The sequence below is a fragment of the Chitinophaga oryzae genome (genome assembly GCF_012516375.2).
Classification (GTDB): domain Bacteria; phylum Bacteroidota; class Bacteroidia; order Chitinophagales; family Chitinophagaceae; genus Chitinophaga; species Chitinophaga oryzae.
The window spans coordinates 4019844-4033306 of sequence record NZ_CP051204.2 but is presented as its reverse complement, the minus strand read 5'-3'; the positions used below and the strand labels follow the sequence as shown (position 1 = coordinate 4033306).

10 protein-coding genes are annotated in these 13463 nt (G+C 50.4%); 4 read left to right on the top strand and 6 right to left on the bottom strand.

The features are described 5' to 3' along the window. Positions 1 to 4: 4 nt before the first annotated feature. From HF324_RS16745 to HF324_RS16735, 3 genes are all read right to left on the bottom strand, one after another. Positions 5 to 1624 carry a thiol-activated cytolysin family protein gene (locus HF324_RS16745; protein ID WP_168803566.1) on the bottom strand — a complete coding sequence of 540 codons (1620 nt, stop codon included), beginning with the start codon at positions 1622 to 1624 and terminating at the stop codon, positions 5 to 7. A 5-nt stretch (positions 1625 to 1629) separates the two neighbouring features. Further along, positions 1630 to 2757 carry a thiol-activated cytolysin family protein gene (locus tag HF324_RS16740; RefSeq protein ID WP_168803565.1) on the bottom strand — a complete coding sequence of 376 codons (1128 nt, stop codon included), beginning with the start codon at positions 2755 to 2757 and terminating at the stop codon, positions 1630 to 1632. Positions 2758 to 3073: 316 nt separating this feature from the next. Continuing rightward, positions 3074 to 6235 carry a TonB-dependent receptor gene (locus HF324_RS16735; RefSeq protein WP_168860306.1) on the bottom strand — a complete coding sequence of 1054 codons (3162 nt, stop codon included), beginning with the start codon at positions 6233 to 6235 and terminating at the stop codon, positions 3074 to 3076. A gap of 407 nt (positions 6236 to 6642) precedes the next feature. On the opposite strand from HF324_RS16735, the gene HF324_RS16730 reads away from it, so the two are divergent. The 3 genes from HF324_RS16730 to HF324_RS16720 all read left to right on the top strand — a co-directional run bounded on the left by HF324_RS16730 (position 6643) and on the right by HF324_RS16720 (position 10278). After that, entirely contained in the window at positions 6643 to 8403 is a 1761-nt protein-coding gene (locus tag HF324_RS16730; protein WP_168803563.1) for an ATP-binding response regulator, read from the top strand. A gap of 153 nt (positions 8404 to 8556) precedes the next feature. Next, positions 8557 to 9885: a PQQ-dependent sugar dehydrogenase gene (locus HF324_RS16725; protein ID WP_258539540.1), complete on the top strand. Its 1329-nt coding sequence runs from the start codon at positions 8557 to 8559 to the stop codon at positions 9883 to 9885. Between the two features lie 135 nt (positions 9886 to 10020). Next, a complete protein-coding gene (locus tag HF324_RS16720) occupies positions 10021 to 10278 on the top strand; it encodes a transglutaminase-like domain-containing protein (protein WP_168803562.1) in 258 nt (85 codons plus the stop codon). A gap of 23 nt (positions 10279 to 10301) precedes the next feature. On the opposite strand, the gene HF324_RS16715 is transcribed toward HF324_RS16720, so the two are convergent. The 3 genes from HF324_RS16715 to HF324_RS16705 all read right to left on the bottom strand — a co-directional run bounded on the left by HF324_RS16715 (position 10302) and on the right by HF324_RS16705 (position 12842). Beyond that, positions 10302 to 11282, bottom strand: a complete 981-nt coding sequence (locus HF324_RS16715; RefSeq protein ID WP_168803561.1) for a hypothetical protein — start codon at positions 11280 to 11282, stop codon at positions 10302 to 10304. Between the two features lie 52 nt (positions 11283 to 11334). Continuing rightward, complete coding sequence (locus HF324_RS16710; protein ID WP_168860305.1) at positions 11335 to 11901, bottom strand: DUF417 family protein; 567 nt, start codon at positions 11899 to 11901, stop codon at positions 11335 to 11337. 80 nt (positions 11902 to 11981) lie between these two features. Beyond that, positions 11982 to 12842 carry a helix-turn-helix domain-containing protein gene (locus HF324_RS16705; RefSeq protein WP_168860304.1) on the bottom strand — a complete coding sequence of 287 codons (861 nt, stop codon included), beginning with the start codon at positions 12840 to 12842 and terminating at the stop codon, positions 11982 to 11984. Positions 12843 to 12994: 152 nt separating this feature from the next. On the opposite strand from HF324_RS16705, the gene HF324_RS16700 reads away from it, so the two are divergent. Next, a complete protein-coding gene (locus HF324_RS16700) occupies positions 12995 to 13444 on the top strand; it encodes a carboxymuconolactone decarboxylase family protein (RefSeq protein ID WP_168803558.1) in 450 nt (149 codons plus the stop codon). The last annotated feature ends 19 nt before the right edge of the window (positions 13445 to 13463 follow it).

Sequence of the window (13463 nt, the reverse complement as noted above, 5' to 3'; positions counted from 1 at the left end):
TTATTTATCGTCTGACAGGTGTCAGCACCTTATAAAAATCACCCGGCAACAACACATACGTATACTCATCCGAGGTGGAGGTGGTCTCAGTAAGGGTCATCGTGTCCTCCTGGTAAGTCCTGTTACGTTCCGTTCGATCTTCCAGCAGTGCAGGATCTGCCAGCGGATACTGCGTGATCCGGAACACATTGTAACAAAAACCTTTTTCCTCCGTGGTCTTTTCTTCATATGGGAAGCTGCCCCCCGGCATTCCATATACAGCAAAGACATTTCTCTTTACTACCTTGTAGTTAAATCTCACGAACAACGGCGGATTGGTGGGCTTCGTAGCCTGTACATCCGAATAAAAACGGACAAATACGCGTCCTTTCGTTTTCGTCAGATCTTCCCACTGATCACCATACCAGTTCCGGGCCGTTTCAGTCTTTACGCCTTCCGTTTCCATCCTGGCATACACCGGATCAGTGTACACGCTTACCCTGAACGTTTGTTTCACCAGGCTGTGGTCTGACAGGTTGCTCAGTGAGAAATAGATAGGAACGCCCGGCTTGTCGGCGGAAAACTGCTGTCCTTCCTGCGCCACCTTCAGAAACGCATCAAATCCGAGCACGGATTTAACGGTAGCCTCCCCATCGGTACCTACGAGGAACAAACGCATGTCCGCGTGATCAATGATTCTCTTCTCGCTTTCAGTAAGATAGCTCGAACCGCTCACAAACAGTGCTTTGTAAGCTTTGTTGAACGCCTCATACGTGGCTTCATAAGAAGAGTCCGATTCAATCGACATGATGCCCATTCTGCCATAGGTGATAGAGCTAACGTAGGTAGGGCTCATCCCGGCCAGGTCGGCCGGATTGACAGAAGGGTCCATCAGGTTGCCGCCATCCGGCAGGTCCACGTCGATGGTGAAGTTCCGTTGCACGAAACGCACATAAATACCGGATCTTTTGGTAATACGGTGTTCCTCACCGGAAGAAGAGCTGGAGCTTTTGTAGAACAGCGCTCTGGTATTAACGTTGGAACCAAAGGCAGTTTTAATCTCGTCATATGATGTAAACCGCTCCATGCTGTAGCCATAGGAAGCGTACTGGTTGCCCAGCTGGTTGTTGTACATGATATCGGAGATGAATGACCTGGTGCCGGACAGGCTCACATTGCTGATCACGCCGCTCACACGTTTTGCGGGGAACGAAACAGATACTTTCAACGGCTTCACCTTGCTTTGATAGGTCGCTATGGGCTTAAGGGTCAGGTCATTGATCGAATTACCCTGTATCAGCGATCCGGCAAAAGCGCGCTGTAAATGTGTGGTTTGCGAAATACTGATCTCATCTGAAACGCCGATCACGGTCTTGCCAAAACCATCGGTCCAGATACTATCGCGTAGCTCCACCGTATTGGTCTTTACTTCATTGGCTGCAGTATTAGGGTCCATTTCGCCGAACTTCACCACACCGATTCCACCGGGGAGATAGTTATGGGCTTTCAGCTCAATAGTGGGCAGGGATACTTTGGATAGCCCCTGCATGCTGTTAGTGCCTGCGACGTCGTTATGTTTTTTGCATCCCGACAGAATGAGCAAAAGTAACGCGGCAGCGCCGGTTATCCTTTTAATATAGGTCATAGGAATTATTGATTGGGGATGTTTACATTGAAGATGGTGCTGAACACAGAATGGTCGCTAACGTGGCTCAATGTGAAATACAGCGGGAAACCAGGCGCCTGTGCGGTATAATTTCCGCCGGATTCAATATATTTTCTGAATTCGTCGTAACCAACAATGGTCTTGGTCACTTCGCTGCCTTCGCCGCCAATGGTCCTTACCATGATGCTTGATTCGTCGATGATCTTTTTCGTCTGGGCGTCAACGGTAACACCACCGCCAACAGTGGACACTTTAAACGCCAGGTTGAAAGCGACTTTCAGCACATCATAGGAATAATTGGACTCTACCTTGATAATACCCATTCTTCCATAGGTGATGGAGCTTACATACACCGGAGAATACGGCGCCAGCATCGCAGGAGTAACAGTGGAATCGAACAGATTGCCTTCTGACGGCAGGTCCATGTCCAGGGTGAAGTTCTTCTGGATAAATTTAGCAATGAGGCCGGTGGTTTTTTCCACTTTTTCTTTGCCGAAAGAAGCGCCTACAGAGAACATGGAGCCGATGTTTACATTGGCGCCGATAGCCAGCTTCAGCTCTTCATAATAGGTAAACTGGCTCATGTCAAACTGAAAGCCTACCAGCTCATTACCCACCTGGCTGCCAAAAACATTGCTGATGAAGGACCTTGTGGCGGAAAGGCTGGGCTTTGGAATATCGGCAGTAATGTACTTGCCTGGCGCTGAAACAGAAACAGTGATCGGCTTCACTTTACCCTGGAGCTGTGCAAGCGGCACATACTGCAGGTTGGCGATGCCGGAAGATTGCAGTACTGATCCGGGATACACGAGCCTTAACTGGTTCTCGGGAGCGATCTGCTCATCAGAAGAAAAGATCATGGTCTTCCCGGTCCCATTGGCCCACGCGCTGTCCCGGAGAAATGACAGAATGCTCTGTTTGTTGTTGTTCAATACATCCTGCAGGCTGATGTTTCCTGCCTTAACGTTGACTACGGCATTGGGAACTTTTTGCAGGTCTTTAAAACTTTTAACGGTCTGTGGGCTTTCAACGTCGGGTTGAACATCTTTTTTACAGGAACTAACAATAAAGGTCAGGATAGCTGCTGCTAACAGTAATTGATTTTTTTTCATAATGTATATGTTAGGTTAATAAACGCGCGGGTCACAGAATTTTGGTCATTTTGAAATAAAAACAGGGCTACTTCTCAGGGGGCTACAGCACGGTATTGATCATGGGTTCAGGGCTCTCGCTGGCATAAATCAACGGGAATAAAGATAAGCCATAAGTAAATTCACCGCGTTCGTCCAATATTAATTTAAGGTTAAGGTCCTGGTTAAACAGTCTGATTGCATCAAAAATGCCGATCAGGACAATTTAACCAGGACCCTGGCGGGATGTCGGTAAGGCTTCCGAACAGCCCTTTCATTCAACAATATTTGGAGCAGGCTAGAAACTGTATCTGCAGCCGATCTGGAACTGGAAGGGGTTACCGGTAGGTTCCACGGAGCCATCCGTGTTTACGCCGTAGTTGAATCGTTGGTTAACCACGTCAAAGCCTTCTCTTTTATAAAGGCCCTGGTTGCCCAGGTTTTTATACGTTCCCCATTTTTTATTGAAGACGTTGGCTACGTTAAACAGGTCAGCGGAAACTTCAAAGCCCTGCGTTTTAGTTTTTCCGAAAGAGAACTTCTTACTTACGCGCAGATCGAACGTACCATAGAAACCATTGATACCGCCGTTTCTTTCAGCCATTCTGCCGGCATATCTGCGGATATAATCCTTGATACTGGGACTGGCTTTGGGGTTATTCAATACCGCCTGCAGGCCGTCACGCACGTTCTTGGGCACGGCGCTGTTATTGGGGTCGAAGATATAGGCGAGGTCATTGGTACCGTTAACAAAGTCCCCGTTGCTGTTCACGCCGGACAACAGGCTGTAACGTGTACCGCCTATACCGGAATAACGGATGCCCAGGTTAAACCCTTTCCAGGTGGGAGACACGGCGTAGAACACTACTTTGTGCCTGAACTGATTATCAGAATAGGTGACATTGCTCAGGTTCCGCGGGTCGTCTTTCACCGGCAGGGAAAGCGTTGCGGAGTTGGCCACGTTGCCATTAAATGAAGTATTGTCTTTCGTATCATTCCAGGTGTAACTGAGAGATAACTCACCGTCTTTATGATAGTTATAGGACACGTCTACCACCACCGCCATCTGGTTTACTTTTCCATCGCTGTTCAGCTCCAGCACGCGGCCCAGGTTCTTGCTGATACGGCCGTCTTTCCAGTTAGGAATGCCGTCTTTCGTCATCGTATTAAGCGGAACGAACACCCCGCGGTTATCTTCGTCCTTCAGCGTGAAGAAAGGTGTTTGCGCCATATTGCGGTCGACATAGAAGTAGTTGTTCCTGGCCAGCGTGAGATACCCGGTAATGCCGGCTCTCAGCCTTTCGGTAATAAAGCGGGTATAGGATATGTTGGCTTTATATACTACCGGCACTTTTGCATCGGGGCCGTTCGTATTGATGGTAGGCAGCTGGAATTGCGCCAGTGTGGGTTTGGATGAAGGGTTGTTGCGGAAGCCGATGAAATCCGCCGCCGGAACGTCTGCGCCTCTTACATCCACGGTGCCGAAATGTTTGCCGTCGAAGGTGAGATTGTTGATCACCACATAGTTGTTAATGTCTGAAGCGAATACGCCGGCGCCCACACGAATATAGTCGCGGTGTTTTTCCTGCACATCCCAGGTCAGCTGGAAGCGTGGCTGGATAATAAACGAGCGGAGCTTATGGTCTGTGCGCACGCCCAGCTCATCAAACACCAGCTGGTTGAACGGCGAGGTGGGATAATGTGCGTAATCTCCACGGAGACCGGCTGTAATTTCCATGCCAGTAGCGATTTTCGTCTGCAGTTGTCCGTAAAAGCCGATGTTGAAGATATTGGACACTACGCTGGGATCGTCCATCAGCGGCACTTCGCGGTAGAAGTTGTAGGGTTTGTTGGCCAGTAACCCGGAGATGGTATTATAATGAAAACGGCCGTTCACTTCGCTGCCGTAGAGGGACCTGGCGTGGGTGTACATGAAGTCAACTCCAAACGTGTAGCGGATGTTGTTGGTATTATAATAGAGGTTATTCACCAGCTGAAAAACGTTGTTTCTGAAGAACTCCTGCGCGAAGCGGTGGCCTCCGAATTCAACATTCGTGGAGCGGTTACCGGTAGCGGTAACGGAAGGAATATTTTCAACGATGGCCCTGGGAATGTTGGACGCAGGCAGTTGGTTGCCTGGCTCGCTGCTCTGGTAGGTATACAGGTGCTGTACCTTCAGTTCGTTCGTTATTTTAGGATTAATGGAAGAACGAAGCGTTACCAGGAAACTGTTGTCGAAGTTGAAATCGTTCCCTGTCGACTCATAAAGGTTGATGGGGGTGTTATCCACGAGCCCCAGCTTGTTATTATCGTTGGTGAGGTTGTTGCGGATCGTCAGCAGGTTGTTTTTGTTGATCTGCCAGTCGAGACGCAGAAATACTGCATCGGATATACGTTTTTTATCGAAAGAGCCGTATTGTGCCTGTGTGGGTGATATGCCATACTTTTCGCGTCCTATCTGTACCACTGAATCGAGTTTCGCCCGGGTGATCTTGAAAAAGTCCTCGTCAGCCGCGGTCTGTATGTCGGCTATTACCAGGGAGCGCTTGTCTACCTGGCGGTCCCAGGTAACGAAGAAGTGCAGCTTATCTTTAATGAGCGGGCCGCCCAGCGAGAAGCCAAACTGATAGGTGGAGTAGTCGTTGGCGCGTTTGTTGCCTTTGATGTCGTATTTACTGGTAAGCCAGTTAGCCCTGCCAAAGCCAAAAACGGAACCGGTGAGCGTATTGGTACCGGACTTGGTCACGGCACTTACCGTACCGCCGCCGCTGCGGCCGTAGGTCACGTCGTACTGGTTGGTCACTACTTTGAACTCGCGCACCGCCTCGATGGAAATGGAATAAGGCGCGCCGCTGCGGCTCGTCGTGGCGCCGGCGGACGTGGGGTTCTTGGCCGTCATACCATCGATGGAGAAGTTGGTGGAAGAACCCAGCTGACCGGAAATATTGCCGCCCCTGCTCAACGGGGAAAGGTCCATCAGGTTGGCGAAATTCCGGCCGTTAACCGGCATCTTGTTCATCAGCTTGGGAGACACGGCCGTGGCGGCGCCGAGGTTTTCTACTTTTCCTTTTGCATTGGCATTGCCGGTCACTGTAATGCCTGCTATTTGCTGTACGCTGGAGCCGAGCGCAAAATTAACGCCGACCACATCGCCCTGGTTAAGGTTATAACCGGTCTTTTTCTGCTCTTCAAAACCCATGTACCGTGCCACAATTGAATAAGGGCCACCCAGCGGAAGTTCCTTGAACACAAAATAACCTTTGGCATTGGAGACGGTCCGGCTGGTAAACCCGGTTGACTCGTTACGAATCATCACCGAAGCGCCGGGCACCGGCTGCTTACCATCGTCCGTAATCGTGCCTTGTATAGACGCCTGCGTGGTTTGGGCCGCTGACGGCTGCAGGAAAAGGCAACATGTCAATAAAGACAATAGAAAAAGAAAGTGACAGATAGGTTTCATATGGTTTTAAACTTTTTCAGGTGGACGAAAATATAGCTGGTATAATGAAAATCATATGCTTACGCTGATTCATAACGTAAAGTTCACATTGCGCCCCTGTCTTCGGCTTTTCAATTTTGGTTGAATACGGTCAGAAAAATAAGAAATAAAAACCTAAAAAGAAAACAAATAAAACAAATCGAAACAAACTGATCATTATTTTTTTTTACAAAAATGATAGCTGCCTGCTGTTTTACCTCTCTCCTGCTTTCCTAATTTTAAGTGGATTTGTAGTTTACCTGAAGCTTATGACAAGAGATTTTTAAACCAAAGCCTTGCTAAAACATGCTTACAGGCGTAATAGCGCTGTTACAACAAACACAGAACACCCTCAAAAAACTATTGAAAATCTTATTTAATGCTGTCACATGTACACGCCCACCCAACCCCGCATTACTACCCTTTTAAAGGCGCCCCTGCTGGCCGGTACCGCCGGCCTCGCCAGCGATGAGGAAAAACGCCCTGTGGTCCTCTCCAATTCCCTGGCACTTATTGTTACCCTGATGGTACTGAGCATCGGCTCTTACTTTTATGTATTGCATCCCACGCCGTTTATCCTCGTACCGGTGGTAACAGAAGCCGCCGGCTTTATGATAGTCGTCCTGCTGAATCACTACCGTCAGTATTTCAGGGCCAGCCTGATCATGTTACTGATACACGGCATCTTTGCCGTGTACTGGAGCTGCCTGCTGGAAGACGCCATTCCCAACGACCTGGTGATCGCCTTCCTGGCCGTCATCGTCTTCCATCTTTGCAGTACCTTTTTCCTGAACAGGGAGCGCAAGGTACTGCTGTCCACATTGGTGATCACCCTGTTCCTGATAGCGCTGGTGCACGTCAACCGCCGGCATCCGGTGATTGTGCCGCTGCAGCTGAACGACAACGCCGTCTATATGATGCACCTGCTGACATCGGCAGGCTTCGTGACCATGATGGTGCTGGTCATGTCGTTTTATATCGGTAAAATCCACGCCCTGCTGCAGTCAGAGAGAAAGGCCAAGGAAGCTTCCATCGCCAAAAGCACGTTCCTGCGGGAAACTTACCACGAACTGCGTACACCCCTCAACGCTATTTATGGTATCGCCCAGTTGCTGCAGCTGCGTAAAAGCGATCAGCAGAATACCGAAGAGCGGCGCGAGATAGATGATCTGTATTCCGCCTGTTATATCGCACGCAACATCATCAACAATGTGCTGGACATGTCGCGCATCGACGCAGGAAGGTTTAACACTGTTACCCGGGAATCACTGGATCTGAAAGAGTGTGTGGGACATTGTGCGGCTATCAGCCGTTACATAGCGCACTCGCGGGGTATTGTCATTCGCGAAAGCTTCGACCGGCAACTACCGGCCATTATCAGCAGCGATAAAATTATCCTAACCAAAATCATCAACAACCTCCTGTCCAACGCGGTGAAGTTCGCCACCGGCAACAGCATTGTATCTGTTACCTGCGAACGCCACCAACAGGAGATCCTCTTCCGGGTCATCAACGAGGGCATCATTCATCCTGAAAAAGCCCGGCATATCTTCGAGGCATTTGTGTCGGAGCGTAACCAGATCACCGAGGCTACCGGGCTGGGACTGTCCATCACCAAGCACCTCGTCACACTGCTGGGTGGCCGGATTTACCTGGAACCGGATGAGATGGGCACCCATACCATCATCGCTTTCACGCTGCCACTGGAAGCAGCGCGGGAAAACAGCCATACGCCCATCAAGCAGCATTACCGCCGGAATGTATTTCCGGGTGCAACAGCGCTGGTGATAGAAGACGATCCTGTCAGCAGCGCACTGCTCACCAGGATACTAGCTCACATGGGCATCATTCCCTCCCTTTGTGATGATGGCGAAGACGCGCTGCACCGGATACAGCTGGAGCGGCCGGACATTGTTATCACCGACCTGCACATGTCCGGCATGAATGGCCGGGAATTGCTGCGGCACCTGCAACGCGACAGTTTCCTGAAAGACATACCGGTGCTGATGGTGTCGGGAGACGCTTTTGTTTCAGTAAAGGAAGAGCTGCTGCTGGCCGGCGCCAGTGCCTATATTTCGAAGCCGGTGCATTTCAACGAACTCTATCAGGCTTTGTCCGCGCACCTGCCCCGTTTTCAGACCCCTGCCTGACGATACCGTTGTACACATCTCCATCTGCTGCTTACGGAGCCTGCTCCGTGTGTCATATTTTTTTCTGCATCTTCTATTAATTTCGTACTTTTTATGGTCGTCAACGGTTACGGACATAGGAAAATGAAATTTTTTAGCACTAAACACAATACTATGAAAACAGGATTATGGCCCATGCGGTCAGACAAGCGGGTTTTCAGGACGGTAGCCCTGGGCCTTTTATTACCGTCTGCCATGCTGGTGCTGCACAGCTGTAACAACAACCCTGTCAAAGAAACGCCCAAAGAGCCGGCCGCCGATACCGGCAATGCAGGACTGGAACTGCCGCAAGGCTTTGGCGCGCTTCGTTTTGCCGATAGTACCGGCAACGCCCGGCACCTGACCGTCAGCCAGAACGGGGTCGTATATGTAAAACTGGAAAACCCGGTCAACGGCAACGCCATCGTGGTGCTGAAAGATAAAAACGGTGACGGCCGCGCAGATGAACGCTCCGCATTTGCGCCTTTCGGCGGTACCGGCATAGCCATCAAAGACGGCTACCTGTACGCCTCTTCCAACACCAGCGTGTTCCGCTACAAACTGAACGATCAGCAGGAAGTGGCCGACCCGCAGCATCCGGACACGCTTGTCAGCGGCCTGATAGACCGCGGCCAGCACAATTCAAAATCCATTGCCCTGGATAATAACGGTAACCTCTATGTGAATATAGGGGCGCCGTCCAACGCCTGCCAGGAGAAAGACCGCACTAAAGGCTCTCCGGGCATGCAGCCCTGTCCCCTGCTGGATTCCGCTGGCGGCATCTGGATATTCAAAGCCAATGAACTGAACCAGGGATACCATAACGGTAAACGGTATGCCACCGGTCTGCGTAACGTAGTAGGCCTCGACTGGAACAACCAGGCCAACGCCCTGTTTGTCATGCAGCACGGCCGCGATAACCTGCACGATTTCTTCCCGGAACTGTATGACGCCAAACAATCCGCCGAACTGCCTGCCGAAACCATGTACAAACTGCATGAAGGCTTCAACGGAGGCTGGCCTTATATCTACTACGACCAGGTGCAGCAGAAAAAAATCGTTTGCCCTGAATATGGCGGCGATGGCAAGAAAGCAGTCACTGACAAATATGACGACCCGGTAGCCACCTTCCCCGGCCACCTGGCGCCGAATGCCCTCCTGTTCTATACCGGCAGCATGTTCCCCGAACGTTACAAAAACGGCGCGTTCATTGCTTTCCACGGATCCTGGAACAGGGCGCCCGAACCGCAACAGGGCTTCTTCGTGGCCTTTGTGCCGTTTAAAGACGGCGCTCCCTCCGGCAAATGGGAAGTATTTGCCAAAGGTTTCGCCGGCAAAGAGAACATCGCCGCCCCCGGCGATGCCGCACACCGCCCCTGTGGCCTCGCACAGGGCCCCGATGGTTCCCTGTACGTATCGGATGATAAGATGGGCACCATCTACCGCATCGTTTACAAACCATAACCATCCGCGTAGTGATTATATAAAAGAGCAGCTTCAAAAGAAGCTGCTCTTTTTATTGTCTCTACCGCTATCCAAATCCATATCTTGCAGGGGTTATCAAAAGGCTACTTCGTGTAACCGATAAACGTTATACCTATGTTCGGTCGATCGCTGTTTCCCTTGCTGCTGTTACCCTGCCTCTCCATTGCGCAGGCCACCTTACCCGTAAAAGACTTTACCACTACCGACAGTGTGGCCCGGACCGTCTCCTGCCATGGAGACCTTCGCCGGCTTACCCATGAACTGACGGACCGGTATCAGGACCCTCTGTCAAAAACAAGGGCCCTTTTTGTATGGGTGGCACACAACATTGCCTATGATTATAAGGGGTACAACCGGACTGGCATAAGATAGTCATTGACCGGTCGCTACGTCCGTCAGCGGGTCAATAGCCCTACTTTCCGGTCTTTCGTTACTACCGCGATCATGTTCCGTGCGTGGTGACAGGCGATCTGCGGCGCCTCGATGTGGTGGATAATGGACGACACCTGTGCGCTCACCGGGAATTCTGGCAGCTGGTCCACTATTTCACCGGTGCGGTAGTTGATGATACGGGGAAATCCCGCGAGGTCCCAGGTATAGGTATCATCTATCGGAAAAATATTGCCAAAAATACCTTTGATAGTTACGGAGGCTGACAACTGATCTGTTTCCAGGTCCCAGATGGCCAGTTGACCCGGCCGCAGGGCTTCCGCGTTTTCCGCTTCATCATCCATCAGTTCTCCCTCGCCGATGGCTCCCACCAATACTTCATGATTGCTGATAAAGCCAGCCACACCTACTTCCGCGTTTACGTCGGGATTTTTCCGGGCGTTGTCCAGCAGTAAAGGGTTTTGTATACAGGCTTCGATATTGAATGCTGCCACCATGTCCCAGGGATGCCATACCCAGCCTTTGCTGATCAGCCATTGGTTGTCGGCGCTGACTTCCAGGCGGGAGTAAAAATAATCGTCCGGATGGCGGCCTTCCACACGCGTGATCACCTCCCCTGTTTCCACATCCTCAAAATCCAGCTGGCAGTAAGCTTCCGGGCAATGGGCAAGGTACGTCCTGCCGTTGGACGCGACAAAGAAGACAGCGGGATATTCGTATACCCCTGCCTGATAGTAAGAGCGGTTCACTTCGCGAAGCATCCGGCCGTTCTTCAGCAACAGGCCCTTGGTGCCCTGCTTTGCAAAAATCAAGGCGTATTGTCCATCAGCGGAAGTGATGGCGGCGTCGAAGTCGTAGGCATAATGTAGCCGCTGCAGCGGCCATTCACCGTCGCCATAAATCTTTTCTCCCGAAGCCCAGTCCACCAGGTCGTTCCGGCGCCAGGATATCGTTTCCGCATATACGTCAATTATCTGGAGTTGCATAGCTGGCTGCTTTAGGGCAGCCAGCAAAGATATCAAAAAACCGTACGAGAAACTACCGTAAGCCTTTACGCTTCAGGTAAATGCCCGCAGATTCGCTCATGGTGATCAACGCGCCTCCCATGATCACCGCATCTTTCAGCACCATTCTGCCGCGGCCGGACAGGTAGGGGAATCCCCAGTGATGGTCGGTGAGATGTGGCACCCATGTTTCCGGCGTGGTGATCAAAAATGATAACGTGCCCAACGACATGATGAATACCAGCGCGCTGCCAATAATACCGGCCAGCGGCGATACGCGGTATATGGCCAGCAGAACGCCCAGGAAGATCAGGAAGATCCCGAGGCCGTACGAAAATCCATAAGTGTTGTTGTTTTCATGCCAGGTATGATTGGCTTCAATCAGTTCGCCTTCCTTGTTCATATGGTTCCTGTAGTCACCGGGCGTGCTGTAAAAGAAAGACATAAAAGGGCTGTTGGCTACAAAAGGAACGATACCATCCGCTTCATAGGTCACAAATTTTAAGGCGCCTATCCAGATAAAGACGATCACAATACCCCAGCGTACTATTTTTTTCCCCGCCTGATCGAGACGGGCGATGGCAAGCAACATTTTGTCCATGGTTTTCATTTGTTCGTTGAAAAATATATAACGACGCAAATGTAAACCGGGCGCTGGCGGCAGACCATGGAAGGAAAACGCTATTGCATGGACAAATCTGCCACAATGGAAATGCCCGTCCGGCGACGGAAAGTCTGAGGCGATACGCCGGTATGTTTTTTAAAGAAGCGGCTGAAATAAAACTCATCGTCAAACCGCAGCGCATAGGCGATTTCCTTGACGCTTTTACGGGTGAGGTGCAATTGTTTTTTAGCTTCCAGCACCAACCGGTCCTGGATCAGGCGGGAAGGTGATTTCCCGAAATAGCGGTTACATTTTTTAGTGAAGTGGTTAGGAGATACAGCCAGCAGTTCAGCATAATCTGCCGGTTTATGTAAGGTAAGATAGTGCTGGTCCAGCAATTGCCGGAACTGCTCCATCTGCTCATCCGCCGGCGGGCCATCCTCGCCGGCTGCCAGTGTTTTCAGCTTGATAGCGCTGGATTTGGCCAGTAGTAACTGCAGGTAGGCTTTGAGGACAATACCTGAAGGCTCCGGTTGTTTAAATTCCGTCTGTAACTGGGCTATCAGCTGCGAGAAGTCAGCCGCTTCTCCTGGCGCAAGCTGTACGAAGGGCTGCTGATAAATGTTGTTAAACAGCAGTCCGTTACAGGCTACTTCCGCACGGTGATGCTCTATGCAATAAAAATCGCCGTGAAAGCGCAGCAATGATAAAGGCACTTCGGCTTTAGTCTCGAGGCGCAACAACTGGAACGGTGTAGCAAACAACAGCACAGGCCCACTGAAGGCAAAGGTGGTAAAGTCCGCATGATATACCCCTTTTCCTGCGGGAATAAACATTACTACATACTCCGCCAACTGCAACGGTTGCGAAAAAGCAGCCGACGGCGCTTCCGTTACGCTGAAAAGCAACTCCCTTGTATCTGCATGTACCGCTTTCATTCTCCTTTTTTTGATGATCAACATTATCTAAATAACACAAAATCAATCTATTTAAAATAAAATAAAAAAATATCTAAAATTCATGTCCTAAATGAAAATACCAGGTTGTCATCTTATCAAAACAATATTATTCAAAATTAAAACGATAAAAAATGGAAGCAAGAATTTCTTTCGAAGACGTAAATAAAGGATTTATGGACGGGCTGTTTAAAACCGGCGCCTATCTCCGTCAGGGAGTTGACGCGAAGTTGCACGAACTGATCAATACCCGCATGTCCCAGATCAACGGCTGTGCTTATTGCCTGGACATGCATTATAAAGATGCCGTTCATCACGGAGAAGACCCACAAAGGCTGTATTCTCTGCCGGCATGGCGCGAATGCCCTTATTATACTGAGGCAGAAAGAGCGGCATTAGCTTTTGCAGAAGCACTGAATGCCAATCATATGAATGAGAAGATTTATAACGACCTGGCGCAGCATTTCAGCAAATCACAGATTGCCGATATCGCGCTGTCAGTAGCCATGATCGGCACGTGGAACAAACTGAACATCGCTTTCCACACGGTACCGGGCGGTTACACCGTGGGCCAGCATGGTTGATCCAAAGATCGCGCTGTTC